Here is a 24,599-nt window from a genome sequence, read left to right as displayed (position 1 = left end):
TTCGATCGACATGACTATCTACATTGGAAATCTGTCTTACCGCGCCACCGAAGAAGACCTGAAAGCAGTATTTGCAGAATACGGCACAGTCAAGCGAGTTGTCTTGCCTACCGACAGGGAAACCGGTCGGATGCGCGGTTTTGCATTTGTTGAGATGATGGAGGATGCCCAAGAAGACGCTGCAATTGCCGAATTAGACGGTGCAGAGTGGATGGGGCGCCCCTTGCGAGTGAACAAAGCTAAACCGAAAGAAGAGGGAAATCGAGGCGCAGGTATCAAGAGAAACGACGGATATTAGTCTGCGATGCAGCGGTTGACATCCTCTCGAAACCCACCTGATGCACCAGTGCGCCACTAGGGCCCAATTGCAAGCAGCAGTTGATTTTGGGGATGAAATGTCAAATCCGCTGCACAAAAACATCGATTTTTTGTGGGCTGCACTTGATTCATAACTGTTTGAGAAAGACTGAATTTATGCACGCTAATCTAGAAACCCGATTTCTTCCGCGATACCTCGCTGCTAAAAGCAAAATTTATCAGGAGAAACCGGGTTGATGAGCGTTAGTCTTAGAAAGAGTAAACTCGCCCTTTTTCATCAATATAAACTGACCGGTCTTGCCTAGTGCGGGGGTCTGATCTGGTGATGCGAATCGTCACAATGTTTGTCTGCGAGTCAACGTTATAGTCGTATTTCAAAGTTGCGGTTCCTCCTGTGGCATTAATCGGAATATTGGCAATGTCGCCGGTCCGATTGCTGATGCGAACAACGATGTTTTTGCTGGCTCCGACGGGCAAGGATGACAAGCTGGCACCTGATGGACCGTATTCTAAGTTTAATCCCGTTTCATTTAACAGTCTGAGGGTAATGTTGCGAGTATTGTCAACCTGCGCTTGAGGTTGCCAGAATCCGGGTTTGGTGCCACCGTCAGTTGCAGGTTGAGATAATGCTGGATGGGGATGCAGAAAGCCCAGGGCGGCAAGTATTGCTGCGGTTGCAATAATTTTTGATTTCACTGTTGGTACCTCCGGGTCAAGAGTTGGTGATATTTCTATCCTAGCTTTAAAATCGGATGTTAGTGGAAGGAAGTTCGGCAACGGATTATTTAACGGATGTAACGGATGTCAGGAAGAAGGAAGAAGGAAGAGGGAAGAGGGAAGAGGGAAGAAGGAAGAAGGAAGAGGGAAGAAGGAAGAGGGAAGAAGGAAGAAGCAATAATAAGGAATAAAAGCAAGGGTTTGAGAAATTAATAATTTCCTAACCGTCAGGGGGGTTGCTATATTTACTCAGAAACCGGGTTTCTGTAGTGGTTAATATTTTTGGACGCACGGGTTGTCTAGAAATCCGATTTCTGAGCGGGTGGCTGCTTGCCAAAGCTATGATTTAGAGTAGAAACCGGATTTCTGGGGTCAAGTGAGTCCGGGAGTGATTAATTGTTAATTATCGATCGAGCAGCTTCTAGCAGCAGGCGCTGTTCAGCGCGGACGATCGCCCTAGAAGTTTGTTCTGCTGCATCGACATTGACCGAAATCGACGAAATTCCCCACCGCACGAAGGATTCAACTGTATCGGGATACAATGCGGGAGCGTCGCCGCAGATCGAGCAAGGAATGCCGGCGGCCCGGGCCTGTTTGATTAATTGTTCGATCGCCCTCATCACTGCTCGATCGCGCCCGTTGAAAGCACCTGCTACCTGGTCGGAGTGGCGGTGAATTCCTAACAGCAATTGGGTTAAATCGTTGGTGCCGATGGAAATTCCTTGAACTCCTGCTTTTACGTAATCTGGCAATAGAAATAACACTGAAGGAACTTCCGCCATAATCCACATCTGAAAGTCGGTTGAGCGGTTTTTCCAAATAGTTTCTAAGCGCTGGCGGCAGTATATAAACTCCTCAACCGAGCGCACGAAAGGCAAAATTAAATTAACATTCGTATAGCCAGACTCGCAGAGTTTTTGAAGTACGCACAGTTCCCAATCAAATAACTCCGGTTCAAAGGTATAACTAAAACTGCCGTGGGCGCCTGACTCGCGCAAATCGAGAGAGCGATAAAATATCGGCCGCGGCGAAACGGCAGCAGCAAATAAACTGAGGCAATCCGCCATGCGATCGACAAATTCCGATTTGCGCCCGTTTTGCAACCAAAGTTTCGGGTTTTGACAGTCCAAAGCTTCCAATGCCATTAATTCCGATCGCAGCAATCCGATGCCGTCTATTGGCAGATTTTTGAGGCGGTCAATCGAACTTGTTTGGCTGACATTAACTAGCAGTTGAGTCGCCGTTGGTGGGCCCCAAACATATTCGGCAGACTCAGATTGTCGAGATTTATGCCCGGAATTGGACGATCGATCTGAGGTTGAAGATTGGTGGTTGGCTATTGACATTTTGGCTGCTGTACTGTATGTATCTGCATTTGTTGCTCTGTCCAGAAGTCGGCGGCTGTCTGCTATCTCGATCGCATCCGGTTGGGCGAGGGCAAAAACTTCTCCGCTATCGCCGTCTACCAACACCGAATCGCCCGAAGCGATCGCCCGAGTGGCCCCGACCACTCCCACAACGGCGGGAATCCCCAATTCTCTCGCTAAAATGGCGCCGTGGCCTGTCATGCCTCCTTGTTCCGCAACCACCCCAGCAGCAACTTTCAGCCAAGGCAGCCAATTCGGCTCGATTGTCCTGGCTACTAAAATGCCTCCGGCTAAGAATTCCGCGTTTTCTGGGTGGGAATTAGTCATAACTTGGGCAATTGCTTCGGCTTTTCCTGATGCTGCTGCCACACCTCTGAGTATGGCAGGAGTTCGGGCTGGGGCGATCGAGTTTGGCTGCGGGAGGGCGATCGAATTTTCCTTTAGTGGCGCGACTTTTTCCCCTTTCACAAGACGAACTTGAGTGAAATAAAACTGCGGTTCGCCGCTGTTTGCTGTCTGGTTTAGCGTCCACTCCAAAATTAAATCCGAGTCAAATTCTGCGATCGCTTTTTTACTCAATTCAATGATTTCTTGCAGTTGCGATTCCTCTAAAACATATTCTGTTTGTGCTTCCTCTCCCAGCGCTAAAACTTGCACGCAACAATCAGCAAAATCAGGAATTATAAATGGAGAATCGGAAATTGGGAAAGCACCAAACTTGCCCAGCAGCAGTTTTTTTTTCGGTTCACCATCGCCGACTTTGAGATTGTAGGCTAATGTTTTGTAACCGATCCGCTGGAATTTAACCGCGCTTGTTTCTGGCTGCACTTGATAGTAATCGGGGATGGTTTCTCCCCTAGCGAGGGACAATCCCAAACCGCTGGTGGCTTGGATTTCCCACTGTGAGCCCGCCTTTGTTTTCACCTCGCCTGCGGCGATCGCTTCTTGAAGTGGCTGCACCAAAACTGCGGGATTGATTTGCTGTACCCGCAGACCGCACCGCTGCCAGTAAAATAGACTTCGGGCTCTGAACATTTCTGCCCAAGCTCGTTTGAGTCCGGCCCCAATGGCTTCGGGTTCTGCCCGTACTGCCTGAGATTCCAGAATGCCGACTGTTTTCGGGTTCCAGGAAGTCAGGGAAGGGCGAAAAATTAAGGCTGTGGAGTTTAAGTTTGACTTAGAGTTGAGTTGACTAACAGCAGACTCTAGGGTGGAGAGCAGTGAATCTGGCAGTTTGCCCGCGAGGATTTGGTGGCGGATGCTGCGGGCGATCGATTGCAGTTGTCTGGGTTCATCGACATTCAAGTGCAGGGAAGAGTGTGGCCAGTCAGCAAACAGCGGTTCTAGGCACTCGATCGACTCTAAAAACTGCCAGAATGTGGTAGCCGGTACGACAAAACCCGGTACAACAGGATGATTTTTCTGGAGCAAACAGCTCAAGTAAAATGCTTTTTCTCCCACTGCATCTCTGTCTGAAGGTTGAATTTTGTCTAACCAGTAGAGGTTTTTCACGCTGCGAGCCTGTCGGTGGAAACTGATTGAAGTTGAAAGTTTTTCCCATTAATCACTTACGACAATTTTAGGATGAACAAGCGACAATGGACGGGATTGGTCAAATCTTTTCTCAATCTATTTCTTAAGTCTAACTGTCCTCTTTGTCAGCGACCGGCCGCCGGAGAGTTTTGTTTGTACTGTCACAAGCAACTTCAGCGATGTCAGTTAAGCGATTCCGGTCGATTTTGGAATTCACAGCAGCGTGTTTTTGTGTGGGGTGAGTATGGCGGGGCTCTCAAACGGGCGATCGCAGCTTTGAAATATGACGGCAATCCGCAATTAGCCAAACCTCTAGGCGGCTGGCTGGCAGAAGCTTGGCTGAGTTTTCCGGAATTAGCTATAGACAATTTAACAGTTGTACCGATTCCCCTGCATCAAGAAAAGCTCAAGGAGCGCGGTTTTAACCAGGCGGAACTTTTGGCTGAAAGTTTTTGCGAGGTGACTGGTTTGCCTTTGCAGCGGCACGGTTTGGAGCGGGTGAAAAATACTCAGGCTTTATTCGCTCTGACGCCACAGCAGCGGCAAGCGGAAATGAAAAATGCTTTAGGTTTGGGGAAAGATTTTCGTCGTCGCCTCCCGCGCGATCGAGTGCTGTTAGTTGATGATATTTACACTAGCGGTACTACGGTTAAGTCGGCAATTAAAATATTGGAACAGTCAGGAATTTCGGTTTATGGAACTGTGGCACTGGCAACTCCGAATAAGAGCGATCGATAAGTTGTGGCTGACTTTAATTTTTAACAGGTTTGTAGTGAGGAAATGATATCGATCGGGATTTGCTAATAAGATTTTTTTGGGAAAACGAACCGCGAAGATGCTAAGGACACGAAAAAAGAGAAGGGAGAGAGTTTAGGCGGAAAGCGGGAATTGGTTGCGGATGTTCCAACGGCTGCCGTCGTGAAGGAGTAAAGTTAATGCCGAAGCAGTAAACTCACAGTGGAGCGATCGCCCGGAGAATTGCAACCAAGCCGTTTTAAAATTCTCCTTAGTTAAATCGCGAAAGGCTACTGTCATGTGCGGTACAAATGGGCGAGTCTGAGAAACTCGATCGACAATTCCCAAATTTGCCTCCAAATAAGTCATCAAATCTTTGTGAATTTCCAGCAATGCAGGCGATTTGACAACATCAGCGTAAATGACGCGCGGCGCGAAAGCAGCAAAACCCGATAGATTAACGGGAATGGGCAGCCGATTTGCCGAAAACTCTTTCAAACTTTCCTCTAATTTAGGAACATCCTCCGCTAACGAGTGAAAAGGAGGTTGCAGCGTGATGTGCGGCGGCGAATTCAAAGCACCGCGGCTGTTGTAGTTTTCCGCAAAATACTGTTGAATCTCAGTAATCTGCTGTTCAATATCGGGAGGTGGCACTAGGGCAATAAAAAATCGCAGTTTTGACTGGTTCATCGGATAACATCGCAGTTAAGAAAGGATGGTGCAAAATGGAATATAGAGCATTTGCCCTAGATCCCATTGCCGATCGCCCATTCCCAATCTAAAATATAAAATCTAAAATCCCAAATAAAAATGCCTTGGTTTGTCAAAATTGAGCAAGGAATTGTCGAAAAGCCTGTCTTTGACCAATACGTGCCAGCTCACAGAGCTTATGTCCGAGAGTTGATTTCTAAAGGACACCGAGCGAAAACTGGCTACTGGGGGCGGCGGGGCGGCGGTATGTTGCTGTTTGAGGCGGGTTCGATGGATGAGGCGAAGGCGATCGTCGCTGAAGACCCGCTGGTGAAGAACGGTTGCGTTATTTATGAAATTTATCACTGGTGTGTGGTTGAAGAATAAATAACTGTGTTATACTAATAAATGAACTGGACCCACGCGATTCCAACGCCCAAATCTTGTCAGGACCGGAAGGTAGCAGCAACACGGGATGCTTGTAATAGGCGTGGTCTCCGGTTCACCCAGTTTTATGAGGTGTAGCTCCTATGCCTGGTTTTGGAGATATTTTACAAAAAGCAGTGTACCTTGGTGTCGGGCTAGCTTCCTACGCTGGTGAAAAAGCTGGCAGCAAGTTAACTGAATTACGCACTGAAGCCCAAAAGCTGGCAGACGAATTGGTGAAGCGGGGTGAGATGTCCACGGAAGAAGCTCGCCGCTTTGTTGATGACATGGTGCAACAGGCTCAGCAGCAGCCCCCCGTAGAATCGGCTGGCGACAAAAAACCGGCTGAACCTCGGCGGATTGAAATTGTTTCTGAGGAAGAAGATGTCTCGGTAAAAGATGCTAAAGAGACAGGCGGCGTAGACAAGCTCCGCGAACAGGTGCAGAATTTACAAGAGGAATTGCGGCGGCTGAAGCGGGATTAAGCAGCAAAAAGCTCGCTCAGCAAAGCAGGAAGGGAACTCAGGATAATACTCTTGAGTTCCCTTTTTGAATATTTCCCCTGTCAGATGTGGACGGATATCAGGCAATAGGTAATAGAATTGAAAGTAGGTGCGATCGCTTCGCATGAGGCTGGCTGCACCTGTCTGTAAAATATTTTGTAATAGCCAACTGTCAAATTCATGGAAGATTGGTCTAAAGATTTTTTTGGAGTGATGGAAAATGCTGTTTCTGAAGTAGAGCATTTTTTCAGCGAAATGGGCGAAGAGTTTGTCGAAATGCTGGACGTTTTGGCAAAAATGTCGGAAGAGTTTACAGAACAAGTACAAAATAATCTGATTAACGACATTGATGGTTATTTCAATGAATTTGACGGTTTATTTAATGAATTTATCGAACCGATAATTGAAATTTGTCGCGACTTCGACCCTGAGTTTGATGAGATAGATTTGTCGATGGTGACTTATGTAGACCCTTCACCGACGCAGCAGCCGGCTTGTCGCGGTTGTCGCAACTATCACGGTCAAGTTTACGGGGGAAATTTGTTGGTTTGTGCGATGCACCCTACGGGTGTGGAATCGGAGAGTTGTGCTGATTGGGAAACTGACAGCGAGATGAATTTTTAAGAGTTTTGGAGGGTTTAATGGCTTATGGTAACGTCAATTCAGTCTCCGTCAAAGATTTCTCTGGAAGAGTTTTTGTTGCTTCCAGAGACTAAACCGGCTAGCGAGTATGTTGATGGTGAAATTTATCAAAAAGATATGCCCCAAGGAAAACACAGTACATTACAATCCGAGTTTCCATCTGTGATTAATCGAGTTGGTAAACCGCAGAAGTTAGCATTTGCTTTTACTGAATTGCGCTGCTCTTTTGATGGACGTTCTATTGTTCCAGATATCGCAGTATTCGAGTGGCATCGTATTCCTCTGAATGCTAATAGAGAAATTGAAAATAGGTTTGAAACTCCGCCCGATTGGATAATTGAGATTTTATCACCGGATCAAAGTTCAACTCGCGTGATTAATAAGATTCTGTTTTGCCTTAAAAATAAGACTAAATTGGGTTGGATGATTGACCCGGAAGAACGATTAGTTATTGTTTTTAAACCGCAGCAGGAACCTGAGATTAAAGAGAATGAAGATATTTTACCTGTACTGGATGTGCTGTCGGATTTGCAACTGTCGGCGGATGATTTGTTTGGGCTGTTAAGTTTCGATCGCCCGTGAGTTACAGTGGAGTATAGGGAATATTGCATCTAACGGCATTTAAAGGTGAATCGCTCAACGGCTAATAATTCGCAATTTGGATTTCCGAAAATGCCGCCATCGCTGCAATTGCGACAGTATCAGCGAGTGGCGGTTGCTAATTGGTTTGCGAATCAGGGACGCGGTACGCTGAAGATGGCGACGGGTAGCGGGAAGACGATTACTGCACTGGCGATCGCCACTGAATTATACAATAAAATTAACCTGCAAGTCCTGCTCGTAATTTGCCCTTACTGCCACCTGGTGAATCAGTGGGCGCGCGAATCAGAGAAATTTGGTTTAAAACCTATTTTGGCTTTTGATAGCGCCCGCAGTTGGCAAAAAAAGCTGGCTGCGGGTTTGTATGAAGTGCGATCGGGCGATTCCCTACGGGATAGCTGCGCTTCACGAGCATTTCTCACAATCATCACTACCAATGCTACCTTAATGGGAGATAGTTTGCGATCGCAACTGCGCTATTTCCCCGAAAAAACCCTGATTATTGGAGACGAAGTTCACAACTTAGGCGCGCCCCGTTTAGGAGAAAGTTTGCCGCGCAATATTGGACTGCGGCTCGCCCTTTCCGCCACCCCAGAAAGGCATTTCGACGAAGAGGGAACCGAAGCTATTTTAGATTATTTCGGCCCGGTTTTGCAGCCGGAACTTACCTTAGCCGACGCCATCCGCCAAAAAGCATTAGTACATTATTTATACTATCCAATTTTAGTAGAATTGACCGAAGCCGAAACCCGCAAGTATTCCCGCTTAACTCAAAAAATTGGCTGGGCGCTTTGGGGCGATGACAAAGTAGAAGAAAACGATGCTTTAACGACTTTATTAATGCAGCGAGCTCGGTTAATTGGGGCTGCGGCTAATAAATTAACAGCTTTGCGAGAATTAATGATTCACCGTCTCGACACAAGCCATACTTTATTTTACTGCGGCGACGGTGCGATCGAAGGAGGTGCGCGCCGAAATAACAACCGCCAATTAACAGAAACCGCGAAGTTATTGGGTTCAGAATTAGGCTACAGAGTTAACACTTATACGGCGGCAACTCCTTTAGCCGAAAGAGAACGATTGCGCCAGCAATTTGAGAGTGGAGAATTGCAAGGTTTAGTCGCGATTCGGTGTTTGGATGAAGGCGTTGATATTCCAGCAATTCGCAATGCTGTAATTTTAGCAAGCAGCAGCAATCCGCGCCAGTTTATTCAGCGCCGGGGACGGATTTTGCGGCCGCATCCGGGGAAGGAAAGGGCAACTTTATTTGACATGATAGTTTTGCCTCCAGATTTGGGCAGGGAAACCTTAGAAGTCGAGCGCAATTTGCTGCGAAAAGAGTTGAAGCGGTTCTTGGAATTTGCCGATTTAGCCGACAATGCTGGAGAAGCTAGGGTGAAATTGCTGCAAATTCAGAGACGGTACGGGCTATTAGACATTTGACATTTATTAAGGTTCGGTTTATGTTTGAGAATAGAGAATTATTTGAGCGCAGTTTGAGTTGCTAGTTTTTAATATTTGAAAAAAAATGAGTGAAAATCTGCATGAAAATCTGATTATGGCATTTAGATATGAAGATAGTGCGATCGCAGCCTTACCGACAAGCATTTTAGCAGAAAAGCGTTCTTCTTATCAAACTCATCAGGAATTCAGCGACGTACAACAACCTATTACTAGCGCGCCGCCCGAAGTTCGACAAATTATTGAGCGGGTATTGGAAATTGAAAAAGATAAGTTGTACATGAGAGCTCCCCGCCACATTAACGATGACATTTTAAAAATCATTAAGGAAGCAATTGTATGAAGTTAATATCAATTACTCTGTGCAACTTTCGTCAATTTTACGGCAAAACTCCGGAAATTAAAGTAGCTTGGGGTAGGCAAAACATTACAGTAATTCACGGTAATAACGGCGCGGGAAAAACGGCATTAATGAATGCCTTTACGTGGGTACTTTACGGACAATTTAGCGCGGCTTTTGCGGCCGAAGAACAATTAGTAAACAAGCGCGCTCTGGCTGAGGCGGAAATGGGAAAAGCCGTAGGTTGTTGGGCGGAAATTGTGTTTGAACACGACAGCACGCGCTACCAAGCAAAACGCATCTGTCGTGCTTATAAAAGTGAAAATACTGTAGAACATGGCAAGGCTGAATTGTTTCTGAGTGTAGCAAAAGATAACGGTTTGTGGCTGAAGCCGGATCAGCATCCAGATGATATTATCGGGCGGATTTTGCCGGAAAGTTTACATAAATATTTCTTTTTTGATGGGGAGCGCATCGAGCAAATTGTTCGCTATGACAAGAAGGCAGAAATTGCAGAAGCTACTAAGGAGTTGCTGGGGGTGGAAGTGTTGAATAGATCGCTCCGGCATTTAGGAGAAGCAAAAAAATCTCTAGAGACAGATTTAAATATAATTGGTAATGCTGAAACGAAACAACTTTTAAAAGACAAGCAAAAAATTGAGCAAGAAGCTGAGCAACTTGCAAGCAGACAGGTAGAAATCGAGCGGGAATTGGTTAACCAAGGGGAGTTGAAAAAAGCAGTTAATGGTAACTTGTTAGAACTGAGCGGGGCTGCAGATTTACAAAAGTTGCGAGACGAATTGGAAATGCAGAAAAGTTTATTAAAGCAACAAATTGTACAGGCTACAGATGCTCTAAAACGAGCAATTTCTGTGCGCGGTTACGCGGTATTTCTGTCAGAGGCGGCGGCGGAATTTCAAGTAATAGTCGGGAGTTTACGAGAAAAAGGCGAGTTGCTTTCGGGGATTCAGCGGCCGTTTTTGGAAGATTTATTAGCGCAGCAGCGGTGTATCTGCGGTGCGGAATTAGTGGAGGGTTCTGAGTCTCGCCAACAGGTTAGCGGTTGGATGGATAAAGCGGGTGTTGGTGATGTAGAAGAAACAACTATTCGGATTAGCGATCGCGTAGATGAAATTGAGAGACAAGTGGCTGATTTTTGGGAGGAAATTGACCGACAGCAAGGCAATATCAGCCGCGACAGAACGGAACTTTCTCGCGTGGAAAATCAGTTAGACGATATTCACAACAAGCTGCGAAATTTTCCTGACGGCGATGTCAGCCGCTTGCAAAAGCGCTTGGATGAAATTGAGGCAAAAATTGGCGATTTGCACCGGGAAACAGGCTCTAACCAGCAGCAGATTGAGAGTTTGAAGGCGTCGATCGCCAATCTGGACAAGCAAATCGACAAGCAGCAACTAAACGAGCAAAGGCAAGTATTAGCCCAGCGCCGGATTGCTGCGACTCAGGATGCGATCGATCGCCTAACTGAAGTGCGATCGCGCTTAGAAAAACAGTTTTCTTCTCAGTTGGAAAAGCGGGTGCAAGATATTTTTAGTCAAATTTCTTTTACTCCTTACATCCCCAAGTTGAGCGATAAATACGAACTGACGCTAGTAGAAAATACGTCGGGACAAGAATCTTTGGTTGCCGCTTCTACAGGAGAAAATCAAATTCTCAGTTTGTCGTTTATCGGGGGAATTATTGAGGGCGTGCGGGAGTGGAGTCAAAAGAATACTTTGATGGGCCCGGATAGCAGTACGTTTCCAATTGTGATGGATTCTCCCTTTGGGAGTTTGGACGAGATTTATCGCAAGCAAATCGCGAATAAGCTACCGAAGTTGGCGAATCAATTGGTAGTTTTGGTAACTAAAACTCAGTGGCGCGGAGAAGTTGCTCAAGAGATGGAAAGTTCCATCGGCCGGGAATACGTGCTGGTGTACAATTCTCCGAAAGCTGATTGTGAAGAAGATGCGATCGAACTGGGGGGGACGCGCTATCCTTTAGTTAGGCGCAGTCCGAATGAATTTGAATATACGGAAATTGTAGAGGTGGATTATGGCTTCTAATTCGGCAATTACGCAGGTTTTGGAAACGGATATTTGGGTGAAGGCAACGTGGGAAGAGTTTCTAAATTTTGCTGAGGATTCAGCATGGGAAAAGGGCAAGTTTTATTATTATCAAAAACACATGAGGGTAGAAATGTCACCAGTAGGGCCATTGCACGGGCGTCACAATTCAATTATGGCCTGTGTAGTTATTCTGTTTGCAACATTGAGAAATATCCGAGTAGTTCAGTTTACTAACACCAGTTTTCGGAAAGCAGGGATCGGCGAGTTTCAACCTGATTTAGCTTACTACATTGGTTCGGATTTAAGAGTGCCTCCTGATGATAGCAATTCTGCTGTTGATTTAAATCAATACGATCCGCCTAATTTGATAGTGGAAATTGGGGCGTCTTCTTTTAATGATGATTTAGGCGGGAAGCGGTTGCTTTACGAAGACGCAGGAATAAGTGAATATTGGGTTGAACGTGCAAACACGCGGGAGGTTTTTGCGTTTGCAATTAATGGCGGAGGTAGCGGGAGAATTCAAGAGTCGCGGGTTTTACCGGGGCGGGAAATCCGGTTAGTTGAGGAAGCTTTGAACCGGAGTCAAACGCAAGATGATGGGGAAATTAATCGCTGGTTAATTCAAACTTTTAGTCAAGGTTGAAGGTAGTTTGACGTGGAAAAAGAGTATCATAAATTGGTGCGCGATCGCATTCCTGAAATTATTCGCCAAAGCGGGAATGAATGCGAGGTTGTAATTTTGTCGGATGCAGAATACCGTCAAGCTTTGCGGCAGAAATTGATTGAAGAAGCGGGGGAAGCGGCGGCTGCTGATGAAGAAGATTTGGTGGCGGAATTGGCTGATTTGTATGAGGTGATAGATGCGGTGATGGTGAGTTTTGGCATTTCGGGCGATCGACTTTTGGACGAACAAATGAAGCGGCGGGAAGCAAGAGGAGGTTTTGCACAAAAAATTATGTTGTTGCGGACATTCTGAAAATTATCTGCGTTAATCTGTGTTTATCTGCCTCTAATCTGCGGTTACTCTATCAATCAAATTACTCAGTTAAAAATTACATATTAATCCCAATGGCTGTTAACAAAATTAGAATTGCTAAAGATAAAGCCGAGTTAGTCAAATCATTAACTTTATCGGATAACAACTCCGCGCCATTTCAGACTTACGCTGATGTCATCGCTTTCGCCGCATCCTTGGGAAATCAGCGGAAAAAACGATCGCCTTTAGGGGAAATTTCTAAACGAGAACCGGGGGCGATAGATGTTGATATCTTTGTATCTAGGGGTTACGATATGGCGATTAAATTAATTGCGATCGCCGAAACCAAAAATCCTCAAATTCTCTCCCATCTCGACGAAAAATTGGAAGCAGAACGCTTGCAAATCTTTGAAGAATATGCTAATGGTGGACTGGAAATTTTGCGCGAAGAGTTGCGGGGCGCGGCGGATTATACCGATCGCCTGTTGTTGGTTTTGATTTCAGAAAGAGACAATCAACATCGGTCAAATGAAGAATTCGATTTAAGCAAGTTTTTATTTTAATAGGTTCCCAATGAAGCACATCCCCAAAGATATAATCAAGAGATTCTTAAAGCAAGCTGCAAAATTTCTTGCTTACAGTTACTCAGCATTTATTATCTGCTATTTCATTCTCAAACTAATCTTTTGGGATAGAATAGGAATTCTTGCCTTAATTAACACTTTTAGCCCCTTAATTTTCTTCCCTACTTTCCTGCTTCCCATCATCGGATGGTTAATTATCAAAAAAAGATGGTTCACTGTTATTTCTGCGATCGCCTGCATTCTTCTAATAAGTTGGCTGCACGTCAAATATTTTTCTCCCGCACCAATAAACATCACAAATTCGCAGCCCAGCATCAAAATTTTATCCCATAACCTCAGTTGGCATAAAACTCAGTCACCTACTTTATTTAAGCTGATTGACCAGCAAAAACCCGATATTATATTTTTACAAGAAATCGTTAGGAAACATACCGAAAGAGTTTTCACCTGGTTAAAAGCAGACTACCCCTATCAAATTGGCACTCCCCCTGTAGGAATTCTCAGTAAATATCCTATTGTATCTAGCGAAATACTGCACTTAGCCGGCCATCCAGAAACGCAGCAGCGGGCCATTATTAAATTTAACGAACAAGAAGTAGTGATTTATAATATGCAAGCTACCGGGCCGTGGTTGAAACTCTCTAAAAAATGGCGTTTTCTCAAAATTCCTGTTTACAAATATGACAAACGTTCGCCTGAAATTCAAGACTTAGTGCAGCGAGTTGAGCGAGAAACTCTGCCAGTAATTGTCGTAGGCGATTTTAATATGACAGACGAAACTCAAGACTATGACAGGGTGCAGAAAGTCATGCAAGATGCTTTCCGAAAATCGGGATGGGGGTTTGGTTTTACCTGGCCTCACGGTTGGGAACTTAAGTTCTTGGTAAAAAGGTCGAATTGGAGATTAAATTATCCGGTTTTTCGGATTGATTATATTTGGTATTCAAAGCATTGGGGTGCTAAATCGAGTTCGGTTTTAGAGGCAACCGAGTCCGATCATTTGCCGGTAGGAGCAGAACTTATTTTGTTAAAGGAAGCCAGATTGTGAGAATTGGTCTATACTATTAAAAGCCAGAGGCAAACCCCATGCAAATTACCCTCACCATCCCCGATCACTTAGAACAGCAGCTTCTTCAGAAAGCTAGCCAACTCAACTTGCCGATCGAAACCCTGATTTTGCAATCCCTGGGTCAACTATTTCAAGAAGACGAAGACGAGCTATCTAAAGAAGATATCCTCAACAGCCTCCGAATTGCGCTTCAGGAAGTAGAAGACGGCAAAGTTCACCCGATCGCAGAACTTTGGGATGGTATTGATGTCTGAAGCACCCAGCATCCAGGTTCTGTTTGCAGATCAATTCAAGCGCCAACTCCGAACCCTCGCCAAACGCTATCGCCAAATTCAAACCGACTTGCAACCTCTCCTACAGCAGTTGCAAGCAGGCGAATATCCAGGCGATCGCATTTCCGGTACTGGCTACACCGTATTCAAAGTAAGAGCCAAAAACAGCGACATCAGTAAAGGAAAAAGTGGAGGCTATCGCATTATTTATCAAGTCACATCAACCACTTGTTTCATCTTGCTCATCATCTATGCCAAATCTGACCAAGAAACGGTCGCCGTTGAAGAAATCAATGACATTATCGATAGCTTCCGCAATCAGCAACAATCATAATCAAGAAATAACGTTAACTAGGATCAAAATTTAGGTATCGCGCTTTAAAATACTCCTAGATTTCAATCCCTGACTGCTGCAGCTATCAGCATAAAAACTTAGCTCAGCACTGGCGGCAATCCTACCTCTTGCGGCTGCACAAACCTGCCATTAAAACTAATAGCTTTATCCTCAAAAGTCCTCGCTTCCGCTACCGCTTGCCGCAAATGAGCTCGCTCCATATCGTCCTGAATTCCCCCCACCAAATATACAATTAACTTCGTTGCTAAATCCTTTCCAGAAACTAGCACTCGCTTTTTGTTCGGATCGTACAAAATCCCGTACCACGCAGACTCAGGATTGTCCATGTGGCTAAATCCTTCATCGACATCGAATCTGCGGAGTTTGTCGAAAATAGATTTCAGGGAAAGTTTCTTCCTAAATACTAGAATTCCCAAAGCATTAGCTAAAGCAATTTGACCGACTGGACGGAACAAAATATTTCCCTCGCCCCCTGGCTTTTCAAAACTAAATCGGCGCAATTCAGCCGTTTCTTCGCCGCTTTCAATTCTTTGATAGCTGGGTAAAGTTGCTAAATGATCGAACAATTTTTTAAACTCTTCAATTCCCTCTTTTAGTTCTTCATCTTCGGGACGCATGGGAATTAAACCTTTTCGTTCCGGCTTCCAATGGGGGAATTTGTATTCTAAATACCGTTCGGACATATCTTGCAGCGCTTGCAATGTGGTTAAGACTGTTGATTTTGCTGCGACTGTGGCGCTGTCCCAATTGACGCGGGGGTTTCTGTCATCTTGTTCTTTTAATAAGGGATGGGTGACGGCTATTTTGCGGGCGCATATCGCAAATCCGTTATCCTCGTTCAATAATGCTAGCTGGCCCTGACTCAGAGTTACCGCCATTAGGTTAACGTGCACAAAGATCGATCGCACGCGCCGTTGTGCTTGCTGTCGCGTTTCCCCCGGTACCGCCGCCGGGATAAACTCAATCCCGATTTTTTCGTGAGCTAATTTATACACTGTTTCGGGGTCGATTTGATACTCTTCTGCTAAATCTTCCAGAGTAATTGCAGCGCCGACAGGTTTTTTATTTTTGTTGTATCTTTGCAGGATTCCGGTTTTAATTAAACTCATTAAACCTTGAACTCCCATCAGCCGATGCTGGCCGTCTAAGGCAAAAATCGAGAGTTCTTTAGAAACATTCAAAAGCCCTAAATTCTCGTTTTTATCAAAGGATGTAAATTCAGCAGCCGATTTGGTTGCTACGCCATTTTTATCCCATTCTTCGGCGTGAGGATTATCTACCCACGGGGGGCTGACGACTACTAAAACTGCGGGGAATTTGTGCGATTTTCGGGCTGCTAAATATTGAGTTAGGGCTGCTTGGCGCGACCAATCTAAGGGACGCTGGATAATTTCGTCAATGGTTTCGTCGTCGCGGACGATGTTGTTGGTTTGGAGGTCGAATTTTTGGCGGAAAAGCGGCATCTGGGAGGCGAAACGGACGCGAGAGTCTAACCATTCTAGGGTGACTGAACCGATGTATGCTTCGCTGTTTCCCATCTGGGTTTTTTGTACGAAAATGCGATCGTCCTTTCCTAAATAATTATCTAATAAAAGTGCGATTTCCTGTCTGTCGCTATTTTCTTTTTCTAAAATTTTACTAGCGAGGTCATCCGCTGGGTTGGTGTTCATCGGCGGTTTCTATATAATGAGGCTATTTTTTCAAAAATATCATGGGTTAAATTGTATGTCAACTCTTGTTTTTTAAAAAGTTTTGTGAAATACTTGAGTTGTCGGGAAACAGACCCCGGCTATGTACCATAATTAATGGCATATGTCAATGGTTTTTTTATTTAAACCGCAGATGAACGCAGATAGACGCAGATAAGAGTTATTCATCTGCATTTCTGGGCGTGTATCTGCGGTTTCACAAAAAAATATGTCTACTCCTTCCTTTGAATACATTTTGCCGGTCATCCGGGGAATTCAAGCGGGCCGCGAATATTACGTGTCGATGTGTCCGGTGCGTTTTTTGCCGAAATTGTTTCCCTTTGAATCTGAAGAATTGCCACCGTCTATGCGGGCGAAACGCGCGCTTAACAAAGCTAGGATTCCCGAAATTGCTGAGTATTTTGTTAAGAATCCTACAAATTATACTTGTGGGGCAATTGCTGCTTCGATTGATGCGGATATTACTTTTGAAGCAGTGGGAAATGAGGCCGAAGAACGGAAAATCGGTCGCTTGCGAGTGCCGATGGATGCTAAGTTTACTATTAATGACGGACAGCATCGGCGCGCGGCTTTTGAGATGGCTTTGAGGGAAAATCCGCAGTTGGGATATGAGACGGTGGCGCTGATTTTGTTTCTCGATATTGGGTTGGAAAAATCGCAGCAGATGTTTGCTGATTTGAACGGTTTTCAAGTTCCTTTGGAGGCGTCACTCAGTCTACTTTACAACCACCGGGACGATCGCGCTTTTGTGGTGAAGGCTGTTGTTAAGCAGGTTGAGGTTTTCCGGTGTTTGACTGAGATGGAGAGGGGGAGTTTGAACGGGCGATCGCACAAGTTGTTTGCGCTGAGTGCGATCGATCGTGCTATTATGGCTTTGCTGTCTAATATTCACCGCAGCGAACAGGCAAAACCCTCTGGTTCTCGCACCAAAAAAGAACAGAAAGAGGAAGAACTTGCTCGAAAAATACAACTGGCGGTTAGTTATTGGAATGCGGTTAGCAGTTTTATTCCAGATTGGCAATTAGTTCTGCACAAGCAAGTTGCGGCGGGGGAAATGCGCCGGGATTGCGTACACTGCCACAGTGTTGTGCTTGAGAGTTTGGGGGAAGTTGGGGCGGCTTTGCTGTTGGTTTTTCCTGAGAGTTGGGAGGAACGTTTGAGGCTTTTGCAGCAGGTTGATTGGTCGATTTCTAATCCTGATTGGGAGGGTGGGATTTTGTTGAAAGGGGGGATTTCGCGATCGAGGGCGAGTGTTAGTTGGATGACTGATTATTTGAAAAATCGGTTGGGTTTGGAAACCGCAGAGGCACGCGGACAGTGATATAATTATCTCCTGTTTCGGCTATAAAATTACTTTTTAGTCTGCTGACACTGCTTAAATTGTCTAGTTTCTGCGTTATGGTTGTGCCTTGCGGTGCTTAACTTTTTGTTGAAAAGAGTGTAAAATTTTATATCGGATTGTATTTAATCATAGCGGGAGGAGGAAATGACTACAGGAGAAGAGTCCAAAAATAAGAATTTAGCGTATTATAGACAACGTTTTGCCGCTCTTAATGTCAGTAATACACGCCAACGTGGTCAAGCTAATCATAAGCCAATATTACTATTATCAATCATCGATCTAATTGCTCAAGGAATAATTAGGGATAATCGAATTTATGTTTCAGACGACTTAATTAAAACCTTTAATAAATATTGGGATATCTTAGGTTCTGAATCTCACAATCGTGGTTTGTACTATCCATTTTGGCATTTGGAAGGCGATGGTTTCTGGCATAAAACATTAAAGTCGGGATTTAATGGTTCAAAGCCTAAGACCACTAACAAGCTAAGAGAAGCTGTAGAATACGGTAGTTGGGATAATGAATTATTCGATTTACTTCAAGACCCAAATTCGAGATCGGAATTAATAGATACACTGATTGCGACATGGTTTTCATTAAATAGGGACGATATTGGAGATATTTTACAAGTTAATCAAGACTTTGAAAAAGTTACTCAGACAGAAAGAGAACTATCAGACTCAGCAGTAATTCCTGACGCAGAACCGAAATTTTATTTAACCAAATCTGCTGTTAGAAATGCTTTTTTCAGGAAAGCAGTAGTACATACATATGATTACAAGTGTGCATTTTGTCGATTGAAAGTCATCAGGAATCTCACTCAAACTATTGTAGATGGCTCACATATTAAGCCGTTTTCAAAGTTTTATGATAATCAAATTAATAATGGGATATCATTGTGTAAAAATCATCATTGGGCTTTTGACCAGGGTTGGTTTGCTATAGATGATAATTACAGAATTATCGTCGCTGATGACTTAGAAGAGGAATCCCCCAATGCCAGATGTATGAAAGATTTTCATAGTGAAACTATTCTCCTGCCGGCTTCAAACCAAGATTTACCAAGACTTGAATCGCTAGAATGGCATCGGCTGAATGTATTTAGAGCTTAATGAAGTAACTGAGGTTGAAGACATGACAGAAACAATGCAAATACCACTCTTTCCACCCCGTAGTGTAAGTGAGTTAGTGGCAGAAATAGAAAAATTAAGTAAAGAAATTAAAGAATTATATTGTTTAGATGATATACCTTGGGTTTTAGGATATTCCGGCGGAAAAGACAGCACTACGGTAGTGCAGCTTATCTGGTATGCGATAGCAGAATTGCCACCTGAAAAAAGAACGAAAAAAATCTATGTAATCACCACAGATACACTTGTAGAAAACCCGATAGTTTCTACTTGGGTACGTCAGTCATTAAAACAGATGAAGTCTGCTGCTATAGAGCAACAGCTACCAATAGAACCTTATATGCTTTATCCAGATGTCAAAGATACTTTCTGGGTAAACTTGATGGGAAAAGGCTACCCAGCACCGAGACATGGATTTCGCTGGTGTACTGAACGCCTGAAAATCCTTCCTTCTAATCGGTTTGTTCGTGATATGGTGAGAATCAATGGAGAAGTAATTCTTATATTGGGTACTCGCAAAGCTGAAAGTATTAAACGCGCTGTTTCAATGGAGAAACATGAAATAGGTCGCATGAGTGACCGTCTAAATAATAATTCTAGTTCCATTAAGTCTTTGCTTTATCAGAGTCCTAGTCTGCCTAATTCCCTAATTTATAGTCCGATTGAAGATTGGCGAACTGATGAAGTCTGGATTTATCTGAATCAGTGGGCTAATCCTTGGGAAAATAGCAACAAAGATTTATTTACCATGTATCGAGGTGCAACAGCAGACAATGAATGTCCTTTAGTTGTCGATACTTCTACCCCTAGCTGCGGCAGTTCTCGCTTTGGCTGCTGGGTTTGCACAATGGTAAGCCAAGATAAATCTATGGAGGCAATGATTCAAAATGATGAGGAAAAAGAATGGATGCAGCCTCTCCTCGATATTCGCAACGAATTAGACATAAAAGACGATCGCGATAAAAGAGACTTCCGCCGCATCTACGGTAGAGTTGAACTGTTTGAACGCAACATGGGCGACGACACAACCTCCGTCGAACCCATCCCAGGGCCCTACACCAAATTCTGGCGAGAACACTGGCTGAGACGAGTCCTGGAAGCACAAACCCACGTCCGCAAAACCGCACCCCTAGAAATGCGCGATATCACCTTAATTACCCCAGAAGAACTTAGCGAAATCCGCCGAATTTGGCTGGAAGAAAAGCACGAATTCGACGATTCTTTGCCCCGGATTTACGAAGAAGTTACGGGCGAACCTTTTGAAGATTCCCGTCCCGCCGCCGAAAGAAAACTCCTCGGTAGCGATGAATGGACTGCGATCGAAGAGATTTGCAGCGAGGACAAAATGCACCTCGAATTGATGGCAAAACTCCTGGATACAGAACGCCAATACTACACCAAGCCCCGCCGTACAGGCATTTACGGCGATTTGGACAAATGCTTTGAAACCAGTTCGCGATCGAAGGAAGAAGCGATTGGCAACGCCCACTATCAACGCAATTTAAAAAAAGCGGTGGAAGATATTAAAGCAAATCCGACGGAAAACATTCAGCAATTCAAAGATGCGATCGCCCAAACCAACAGTTCCGCCAAAAACGATACCGTTGATATTGCCAAACTTAAAGAAGAACTCGAAAGCAACAGCAATCAAAGCAGACAGCTATCTTGGGCGGATATTAAATTTTCACCGCCCAATTCAGGAGAGGAAAAACCTAGCGATTAGCACGCGCTAGCCTGCGGTTAAACCCAAACTTATTGACAGCCACCCCGCCGAGCGCTCGGATACAATAGGCTGTCAATTAACCAGATTATTACCCAACCCTCATCGTTGAAATTACAAAATTTTTACGACCATGATTAATCCTAATATTCCCCATCAGGAACTTACATACAGCATCATCGGCTGTGCAATGAGAGTACACCGGAGGACGCAAAAAGGTTTAAGAGAAAAACATTACCAAAGAGCCTTTGATGCAGAAATGATAGAAGCCGGTTTAACAACAGAAATGGAGTATCCCAGACAAATTTACGACGGTGAAGTTTGGATGGGAATCCTCTATCTAGACCATTGGGTGAATCAAGGTATTGTAGTAGAGGATAAAGCCGTAAATTATCCCATGACCGATAAAGATAAAGCTCAAATAATAGCTTACGTAGCAGCTACAGGAGCGCAAGTAGGTTTATTTATAAACTTTGGACGCAGCAAATTAGAATATCACCGCATCCTCCCACCAAAATCTGTACAAGGTTGGCAAAAACACATTCAACCATACTTGTGGACGCCGAAAACAAGTGGCAGGGGTTGGACAAGAGGAAGTTCAGGAACCTATGAAGAAACAGATGCGGAACTCCCCTTACCTCCCAGCATTAGACCCCAGAACCAGGAGGAAGATTCAACCGATGTGATTGATTGGTAGCAAGGGGGGGGACGGTTAGCAACGGATTTTGTAACGGATGTAACGGATGATTAGTGGCTGATTACCAAATCCGCTGCTAACCGCCACCCACCAACCACCCATCCGTTAAATCCGCTGCTAATCGCCCCCCACCAACCACCCATCCGTTAAATCCGCTACCAAATCCGTTGCTAACCGCCCCCCCACCAACCAACAACATCTACATCTACAATGCAATTCCTCGAACTCGTTCTCAAAAACTTCGGCCCCTATGCAGGCATCCAAACCATCAATCTCCGCCCCGAAAAAGACGGAAATCCCTGCCCAGTCATTTTATTTGGCGGCATGAATGGCGGCGGCAAAACCACCCTCATGGACGCCATTCGCCTCGCCCTCTACGGTAGCCGAGCCCAATGTTCCACCAGAGGCAATTTAAGCTACAGCGACTTTCTCAATCAATGCGTCAACCGCCACACTCCCCCATTAGAAGATACCCGCGTCGAACTAACATTTGAACAAGTCCAAGACGACAAATTAACTCAATTCAAAATAGTTAGATACTGGAAAAAATTAGATATCAAAGACAACTTAAGCATTCTCATATACAGCGAGATCGTCAGCGATTGGTGGTCTGACAAAGCAATTACTAACACCTGGGACGAATACATCGAAACCCTTTTGCCCGTCGGAATATCCAACCTATTTTTGTTTGACGGCGAACAAGTAAAAGAACTCGCCGAACTCGAAACACCGCCGGAGTTTGTCGTCGGGGCGATTAAATCTCTTTTAGGTTTAGAATTAGCAGAACGCCTCGCCGTCGATTTAGAAATATTAGCCGGCCGCAAGCGGAAAGAAATTGCTGGCAAAAAAGACTTGGCTGCTTTAGAGAAAATCGAACAAACTTTTAAGAAAATTACTGATGAAATAGACTTAGCTAAGCAAGAACAAGCCAGCTTTAAAAACGAGGTAGAGAAAGCTCAAAAAAATCAGCAACAAGCATCAGAAAAGTTTATTTATGAAGGCGGGAAAATTGCCGCCGATCGCAGTCAGCTAGACAGCAAGCTAAACGACTACAGAAATAAGGCAGACAAAACCCGTCAAGCCATGATGGAATTGGCATCAAATACGCTACCACTAGCCTTAATTTCGCCCTTGCTAAGTGAAGCAAAAATTCAAGCAGAAACAGAAGTCAACCAGCAGCAAGCAAAGATTGCCCAAAATGTTATCAAACAAAGAAGCGATCGCCTCCTCAACTACATCGCGGAAATCTCATTAAATCCCCAACAGCTAGATAAAATTCAAGACTTCATCCGCCAAGAAAACCAAGAACTCGAACAGCAAGCGGGAACAGACGTTCCGCCCTGGATGAACGCCGACAACAACAGCATCCAGCAACTAGAAAACCTTCTTAACTACCAAATCAAAGCCCAGCAAATTCTAGCCCGCGAACAAATAGAAGAAATCAAAAACATCGAAGCAGAAATCGACTTCACAGACAGACAACTCGCAGCCGCAGCTTCCCCCGAAGCCTACGAAAAACTAGAAGAAGAAGTCAGGAAAGCCCAAAAAGCAGTAGCTATCGCAGCCGCAGCCTTGGAATCAGCCAACCGCCGCGTCGATGAATTAGAGAGAGAATTAGCCAAAAACCAAAAAGAACTAGAAAACTACAGCAGCGAATACATCACCATCAGAAACAGCCAACACGTCATCGCTTCGATCGCCAAAGCCCAAGCCACCCTGAAACTCTTTAAAGAAAAACTCACCCTCAAAAAACTCAACAAACTCGAAATAGAAATTACCGACTGTTTCCGCTACCTGTTGCACAAAACCGACCTCGTGCACAGAGTTGCGATCGACACTCAAACATTTAGCCTCTCCATTTACGATCCAGAAGGCAAACCCGTACCCAAACACCGACTTTCAGCCGGGGAAAAACAATTGCTGGCGATCGCCTTTTTGTGGGGATTGGCTAGAGTATCCGGGAGACAATTGCCAGTGGCGATCGACACTCCCTTGGGCCGCCTCGACTCCTCCCACAGAAACAACCTAGTCGAACGCTATTTCCCCTCAGCCAGCCACCAAGTCATCCTGCTTTCTACCGACACGGAAATTAGAAAAGTAGAATACGAAAAACTCCAAGAATTAGAGGCGATCGCCCACAGCTACCTCCTCAAATACGACTCCGCCAAACACCAAACCACCGTCGAAAAAGGTTACTTCTGGGAATGAACCGCAGATGAGGGCAGATGAACACGGATGAACGCAGATTGGATTGGATGGCATGGGAATTTTTGGTATAGTTTTGGATGTGGGATGTTTTTAACCGCAGATGAGGGCAGATGAACACGGATGAACGCAGATTGGAATTGAATGGGATTACGGAAAAAATTATTGGTTGTGCTTTTAAGGTAGGAAATACTTTAGGTTGTGGATTTTTGGAGCAAGTTTATCAGAATTCTTTGGTTTATGAACTTCGCAAAACAGGAATGCTGGTTGAACCTCAGTTTGTCATTTATGTCCATTATGAAGATATAATCGTTGGGAAATTCGTACCAGATGTGTTGGTGGAAAGAGCCGTGCTTGTAGAACTCAAAGCTATCAAATCACTGGGGGAAAGAGAAATGGCACAGTGTCTAAATGTCATAAAAGCTACAAAACTAACCGTCTGCTTGCTCATCAACTTCGGCAACCCTAAAGTTGAAATTCAACGAATAGTCAATAATTTCTAAACCGCAGATACAATCTCATGCTATTATCTGCGTTCATCCGTGTTCATCTGCCCTCATCGGCGGTAACAAAATTATCAACCTATGGAACCACCAGTCGATCGCATCCGCCTTTCCCAAACAGGCAAAGACCAACTATCAAAACTGAAACGATCGACAAAAATCGATCAGTGGAATATTCTATGCAGGTGGGGATTTTGCCGATCGCTCGCCGAACCCAGCATCCCATCCCCAGTACCAATTCCCAGCGACAGCAACGTCGAATTAAGCTGGGATGTCTTCGGCGGTGACATGGCCGATATCTTGATAATTGCCCTCAAGCAGCGCTGTCACCAAGACAATTTAGGTACAGAAAAAGAAACTCTAGCCAAACAGTTTCGCCTGCACTTGCACCGAGGGATTGGTTATTTGGCCGGCGATCCGAATATTAAGAAAATCGAAGACTTGGTGGCGATCGCCCTATCGCCTGAAAAATTAAGAAATTAACTGATTGTTGACAGTTGACAGTTGACAGTTGTTATTTGTTATTTGTTATTAGCAGGCCCAAGCGAGCAACAAATAAATAACCAATAACCAATAACCAATAACCAATAACCAATAACCAATAACCAATAACCAATAACCAATAACCAATAACC

Annotated in this window: 28 protein-coding genes and 1 other RNA gene; 24 read left to right on the top strand and 5 right to left on the bottom strand. The window is 44.6% G+C overall.

Annotated features, from left to right (window positions below; all coding sequences use genetic code 11):
* Nucleotides 1–10 precede the first annotated feature (10 nt).
* Complete coding sequence (locus QUA33_RS22480) at nucleotides 11–298, top strand: RNA recognition motif domain-containing protein (protein WP_015179076.1); 288 nt, start codon at nucleotides 11–13, stop codon at nucleotides 296–298.
* Nucleotides 299–567: 269 nt separating this feature from the next.
* Here QUA33_RS22480 and QUA33_RS22475 read toward each other — a convergent pair whose 3' ends face one another.
* A complete protein-coding gene (locus QUA33_RS22475) occupies nucleotides 568–1,014 on the bottom strand; it encodes a hypothetical protein (RefSeq protein ID WP_333096011.1) in 447 nt (148 codons plus the stop codon).
* 56 nt (nucleotides 1,015–1,070) lie between these two features.
* Between QUA33_RS22475 and QUA33_RS22470 the strand changes: the two genes are divergently transcribed.
* Entirely contained in the window at nucleotides 1,071–1,226 is a 156-nt protein-coding gene (locus tag QUA33_RS22470) for a hypothetical protein (RefSeq protein WP_333151288.1), read from the top strand.
* Nucleotides 1,227–1,427: 201 nt separating this feature from the next.
* On the opposite strand, the gene QUA33_RS22465 is transcribed toward QUA33_RS22470, so the two are convergent.
* Complete coding sequence (locus QUA33_RS22465) at nucleotides 1,428–3,914, bottom strand: putative PEP-binding protein (RefSeq protein WP_333151286.1); 2,487 nt, start codon at nucleotides 3,912–3,914, stop codon at nucleotides 1,428–1,430.
* A 72-nt stretch (nucleotides 3,915–3,986) separates the two neighbouring features.
* On the opposite strand from QUA33_RS22465, the gene QUA33_RS22460 reads away from it, so the two are divergent.
* Nucleotides 3,987–4,673 (top strand): ComF family protein, encoded by a 687-nt coding sequence (locus QUA33_RS22460; RefSeq protein WP_333151284.1) that lies wholly within the window; start codon nucleotides 3,987–3,989, stop codon nucleotides 4,671–4,673.
* A gap of 132 nt (nucleotides 4,674–4,805) precedes the next feature.
* On the opposite strand, the gene QUA33_RS22455 is transcribed toward QUA33_RS22460, so the two are convergent.
* Entirely contained in the window at nucleotides 4,806–5,360 is a 555-nt protein-coding gene (locus QUA33_RS22455) for a 2'-5' RNA ligase family protein (RefSeq protein ID WP_333151282.1), read from the bottom strand.
* A gap of 120 nt (nucleotides 5,361–5,480) precedes the next feature.
* Here QUA33_RS22455 and QUA33_RS22450 point away from each other — a divergent pair, with 120 nt between their 5' ends.
* The 14 genes from QUA33_RS22450 (at nucleotide 5,481) to QUA33_RS22385 (ending at nucleotide 14,636) form a co-directional block, all read left to right on the top strand.
* Entirely contained in the window at nucleotides 5,481–5,747 is a 267-nt protein-coding gene (locus QUA33_RS22450) for a YciI family protein (RefSeq protein WP_006632991.1), read from the top strand.
* Between the two features lie 23 nt (nucleotides 5,748–5,770).
* Nucleotides 5,771–5,867: signal recognition particle sRNA small type (gene ffs, locus QUA33_RS22445), an RNA gene on the top strand.
* Nucleotides 5,868–5,890: 23 nt separating this feature from the next.
* A complete protein-coding gene (locus tag QUA33_RS22440) occupies nucleotides 5,891–6,271 on the top strand; it encodes a phasin family protein (RefSeq protein ID WP_172191785.1) in 381 nt (126 codons plus the stop codon).
* Nucleotides 6,272–6,469: 198 nt separating this feature from the next.
* A complete protein-coding gene (locus tag QUA33_RS22435; protein WP_333151279.1) occupies nucleotides 6,470–6,913 on the top strand; it encodes a hypothetical protein in 444 nt (147 codons plus the stop codon).
* Between the two features lie 24 nt (nucleotides 6,914–6,937).
* Nucleotides 6,938–7,513: a Uma2 family endonuclease gene (locus QUA33_RS22430; RefSeq protein ID WP_333151277.1), complete on the top strand. Its 576-nt coding sequence runs from the start codon at nucleotides 6,938–6,940 to the stop codon at nucleotides 7,511–7,513.
* 90 nt (nucleotides 7,514–7,603) lie between these two features.
* A complete protein-coding gene (locus QUA33_RS22425; protein ID WP_333151301.1) occupies nucleotides 7,604–8,974 on the top strand; it encodes a DNA phosphorothioation system restriction enzyme in 1,371 nt (456 codons plus the stop codon).
* Between the two features lie 85 nt (nucleotides 8,975–9,059).
* Nucleotides 9,060–9,335 (top strand): hypothetical protein, encoded by a 276-nt coding sequence (locus tag QUA33_RS22420; RefSeq protein ID WP_333151275.1) that lies wholly within the window; start codon nucleotides 9,060–9,062, stop codon nucleotides 9,333–9,335.
* Nucleotides 9,332–11,398, top strand: coding sequence for an AAA family ATPase (locus QUA33_RS22415; RefSeq protein WP_333151273.1), 2,067 nt, complete (start codon nucleotides 9,332–9,334; stop codon nucleotides 11,396–11,398). Before QUA33_RS22420 ends, QUA33_RS22415 begins: the two co-directional genes overlap by 4 nt.
* A complete protein-coding gene (locus QUA33_RS22410) occupies nucleotides 11,388–12,044 on the top strand; it encodes a Uma2 family endonuclease (protein ID WP_333151271.1) in 657 nt (218 codons plus the stop codon). Before QUA33_RS22415 ends, QUA33_RS22410 begins: the two co-directional genes overlap by 11 nt.
* Nucleotides 12,045–12,056: 12 nt before the next feature.
* Nucleotides 12,057–12,377, top strand: coding sequence for a nucleoside triphosphate pyrophosphohydrolase (locus tag QUA33_RS22405; protein ID WP_333151269.1), 321 nt, complete (start codon nucleotides 12,057–12,059; stop codon nucleotides 12,375–12,377).
* 92 nt (nucleotides 12,378–12,469) lie between these two features.
* Nucleotides 12,470–12,940, top strand: a complete 471-nt coding sequence (locus QUA33_RS22400) for a DNA phosphorothioation-associated protein 4 (protein ID WP_333151267.1) — start codon at nucleotides 12,470–12,472, stop codon at nucleotides 12,938–12,940.
* 10 nt (nucleotides 12,941–12,950) lie between these two features.
* On the top strand, nucleotides 12,951–14,009 hold the full coding sequence (locus tag QUA33_RS22395) for an endonuclease/exonuclease/phosphatase family protein (RefSeq protein ID WP_333151265.1): 1,059 nt from the start codon (nucleotides 12,951–12,953) through the stop codon (nucleotides 14,007–14,009).
* A 38-nt stretch (nucleotides 14,010–14,047) separates the two neighbouring features.
* Nucleotides 14,048–14,284, top strand: a complete 237-nt coding sequence (locus tag QUA33_RS22390) for a hypothetical protein (protein WP_242723690.1) — start codon at nucleotides 14,048–14,050, stop codon at nucleotides 14,282–14,284.
* Nucleotides 14,268–14,636: a type II toxin-antitoxin system RelE/ParE family toxin gene (locus QUA33_RS22385; RefSeq protein WP_333151262.1), complete on the top strand. Its 369-nt coding sequence runs from the start codon at nucleotides 14,268–14,270 to the stop codon at nucleotides 14,634–14,636. The genes QUA33_RS22390 and QUA33_RS22385 overlap by 17 nt, the downstream gene beginning before the upstream one ends.
* Nucleotides 14,637–14,734: 98 nt before the next feature.
* Here QUA33_RS22385 and QUA33_RS22380 read toward each other — a convergent pair whose 3' ends face one another.
* Entirely contained in the window at nucleotides 14,735–16,327 is a 1,593-nt protein-coding gene (locus QUA33_RS22380) for a DGQHR domain-containing protein (protein ID WP_333151260.1), read from the bottom strand.
* A 247-nt stretch (nucleotides 16,328–16,574) separates the two neighbouring features.
* Between QUA33_RS22380 and dndB the strand changes: the two genes are divergently transcribed.
* The 4 genes from dndB (at nucleotide 16,575) to QUA33_RS22360 (ending at nucleotide 21,256) form a co-directional block, all read left to right on the top strand.
* A complete protein-coding gene (gene dndB, locus QUA33_RS22375; protein ID WP_333151258.1) occupies nucleotides 16,575–17,687 on the top strand; it encodes a DNA sulfur modification protein DndB in 1,113 nt (370 codons plus the stop codon).
* A gap of 165 nt (nucleotides 17,688–17,852) precedes the next feature.
* On the top strand, nucleotides 17,853–18,821 hold the full coding sequence (locus QUA33_RS22370) for an HNH endonuclease (protein WP_333151256.1): 969 nt from the start codon (nucleotides 17,853–17,855) through the stop codon (nucleotides 18,819–18,821).
* 22 nt (nucleotides 18,822–18,843) lie between these two features.
* Nucleotides 18,844–20,562 (top strand): DNA phosphorothioation system sulfurtransferase DndC, encoded by a 1,719-nt coding sequence (gene dndC, locus QUA33_RS22365; protein ID WP_333151300.1) that lies wholly within the window; start codon nucleotides 18,844–18,846, stop codon nucleotides 20,560–20,562.
* Between the two features lie 130 nt (nucleotides 20,563–20,692).
* Nucleotides 20,693–21,256 (top strand): GxxExxY protein, encoded by a 564-nt coding sequence (locus QUA33_RS22360; RefSeq protein WP_333151255.1) that lies wholly within the window; start codon nucleotides 20,693–20,695, stop codon nucleotides 21,254–21,256.
* 76 nt (nucleotides 21,257–21,332) lie between these two features.
* Here the strand turns inward: QUA33_RS22360 and QUA33_RS22355 are convergent, their stop codons facing one another.
* Nucleotides 21,333–21,455 (bottom strand): hypothetical protein, encoded by a 123-nt coding sequence (locus QUA33_RS22355; RefSeq protein ID WP_333151253.1) that lies wholly within the window; start codon nucleotides 21,453–21,455, stop codon nucleotides 21,333–21,335.
* Between the two features lie 11 nt (nucleotides 21,456–21,466).
* On the opposite strand from QUA33_RS22355, the gene dndD reads away from it, so the two are divergent.
* From dndD to dndE, 3 genes are all read left to right on the top strand, one after another.
* Nucleotides 21,467–23,464 carry a DNA sulfur modification protein DndD gene (gene dndD, locus QUA33_RS22350; RefSeq protein ID WP_333151251.1) on the top strand — a complete coding sequence of 666 codons (1,998 nt, stop codon included), beginning with the start codon at nucleotides 21,467–21,469 and terminating at the stop codon, nucleotides 23,462–23,464.
* Nucleotides 23,465–23,574: 110 nt separating this feature from the next.
* On the top strand, nucleotides 23,575–23,964 hold the full coding sequence (locus QUA33_RS22345; protein ID WP_333151249.1) for a GxxExxY protein: 390 nt from the start codon (nucleotides 23,575–23,577) through the stop codon (nucleotides 23,962–23,964).
* 81 nt (nucleotides 23,965–24,045) lie between these two features.
* Complete coding sequence (gene dndE, locus QUA33_RS22340) at nucleotides 24,046–24,447, top strand: DNA sulfur modification protein DndE (protein WP_190660605.1); 402 nt, start codon at nucleotides 24,046–24,048, stop codon at nucleotides 24,445–24,447.
* Nucleotides 24,448–24,599: the final 152 nt, after the last annotated feature.

The sequence above is a fragment of the Microcoleus sp. Pol14D4 genome (assembly GCF_036701245.1).
Lineage (GTDB): Bacteria > Cyanobacteriota > Cyanobacteriia > Cyanobacteriales > Microcoleaceae > Microcoleus.
The sequence above is the reverse complement of the archived record's forward strand: the minus strand, read 5'-3'. Positions and strand labels throughout refer to the sequence as shown.

Excerpts from the sequence above, each read along its gene's own strand:
- QUA33_RS22480 (WP_015179076.1), top strand. The coding sequence starts at position 11 with ATGACTATCTACATTGGAAATCTGTCTTACCGCGCCACCGAAGAAGAC.
- QUA33_RS22470 (WP_333151288.1), top strand. The coding sequence starts at position 1,071 with ATGTTAGTGGAAGGAAGTTCGGCAACGGATTATTTAACGGATGTAACG.
- QUA33_RS22460 (WP_333151284.1), top strand. The coding sequence starts at position 3,987 with ATGAACAAGCGACAATGGACGGGATTGGTCAAATCTTTTCTCAATCTA.
- QUA33_RS22455 (WP_333151282.1), bottom strand. The coding sequence starts at position 5,360 with ATGAACCAGTCAAAACTGCGATTTTTTATTGCCCTAGTGCCACCTCCC.
- QUA33_RS22450 (WP_006632991.1), top strand. The coding sequence starts at position 5,481 with ATGCCTTGGTTTGTCAAAATTGAGCAAGGAATTGTCGAAAAGCCTGTC.
- QUA33_RS22440 (WP_172191785.1), top strand. The coding sequence starts at position 5,891 with ATGCCTGGTTTTGGAGATATTTTACAAAAAGCAGTGTACCTTGGTGTC.
- QUA33_RS22435 (WP_333151279.1), top strand. The coding sequence starts at position 6,470 with ATGGAAGATTGGTCTAAAGATTTTTTTGGAGTGATGGAAAATGCTGTT.
- QUA33_RS22430 (WP_333151277.1), top strand. The coding sequence starts at position 6,938 with ATGGTAACGTCAATTCAGTCTCCGTCAAAGATTTCTCTGGAAGAGTTT.
- QUA33_RS22425 (WP_333151301.1), top strand. The coding sequence starts at position 7,604 with ATGCCGCCATCGCTGCAATTGCGACAGTATCAGCGAGTGGCGGTTGCT.
- QUA33_RS22420 (WP_333151275.1), top strand. The coding sequence starts at position 9,060 with ATGAGTGAAAATCTGCATGAAAATCTGATTATGGCATTTAGATATGAA.
- QUA33_RS22415 (WP_333151273.1), top strand. The coding sequence starts at position 9,332 with ATGAAGTTAATATCAATTACTCTGTGCAACTTTCGTCAATTTTACGGC.
- QUA33_RS22410 (WP_333151271.1), top strand. The coding sequence starts at position 11,388 with ATGGCTTCTAATTCGGCAATTACGCAGGTTTTGGAAACGGATATTTGG.
- QUA33_RS22400 (WP_333151267.1), top strand. The coding sequence starts at position 12,470 with ATGGCTGTTAACAAAATTAGAATTGCTAAAGATAAAGCCGAGTTAGTC.
- QUA33_RS22395 (WP_333151265.1), top strand. The coding sequence starts at position 12,951 with ATGAAGCACATCCCCAAAGATATAATCAAGAGATTCTTAAAGCAAGCT.
- QUA33_RS22390 (WP_242723690.1), top strand. The coding sequence starts at position 14,048 with ATGCAAATTACCCTCACCATCCCCGATCACTTAGAACAGCAGCTTCTT.
- QUA33_RS22385 (WP_333151262.1), top strand. The coding sequence starts at position 14,268 with ATGGTATTGATGTCTGAAGCACCCAGCATCCAGGTTCTGTTTGCAGAT.
- QUA33_RS22380 (WP_333151260.1), bottom strand. The coding sequence starts at position 16,327 with ATGAACACCAACCCAGCGGATGACCTCGCTAGTAAAATTTTAGAAAAA.
- dndB (WP_333151258.1), top strand. The coding sequence starts at position 16,575 with ATGTCTACTCCTTCCTTTGAATACATTTTGCCGGTCATCCGGGGAATT.
- QUA33_RS22370 (WP_333151256.1), top strand. The coding sequence starts at position 17,853 with ATGACTACAGGAGAAGAGTCCAAAAATAAGAATTTAGCGTATTATAGA.
- dndC (WP_333151300.1), top strand. The coding sequence starts at position 18,844 with ATGACAGAAACAATGCAAATACCACTCTTTCCACCCCGTAGTGTAAGT.
- QUA33_RS22360 (WP_333151255.1), top strand. The coding sequence starts at position 20,693 with ATGATTAATCCTAATATTCCCCATCAGGAACTTACATACAGCATCATC.
- QUA33_RS22355 (WP_333151253.1), bottom strand. The coding sequence starts at position 21,455 with ATGTTGTTGGTTGGTGGGGGGGCGGTTAGCAACGGATTTGGTAGCGGA.
- dndD (WP_333151251.1), top strand. The coding sequence starts at position 21,467 with ATGCAATTCCTCGAACTCGTTCTCAAAAACTTCGGCCCCTATGCAGGC.
- QUA33_RS22345 (WP_333151249.1), top strand. The coding sequence starts at position 23,575 with ATGAACACGGATGAACGCAGATTGGAATTGAATGGGATTACGGAAAAA.
- dndE (WP_190660605.1), top strand. The coding sequence starts at position 24,046 with ATGGAACCACCAGTCGATCGCATCCGCCTTTCCCAAACAGGCAAAGAC.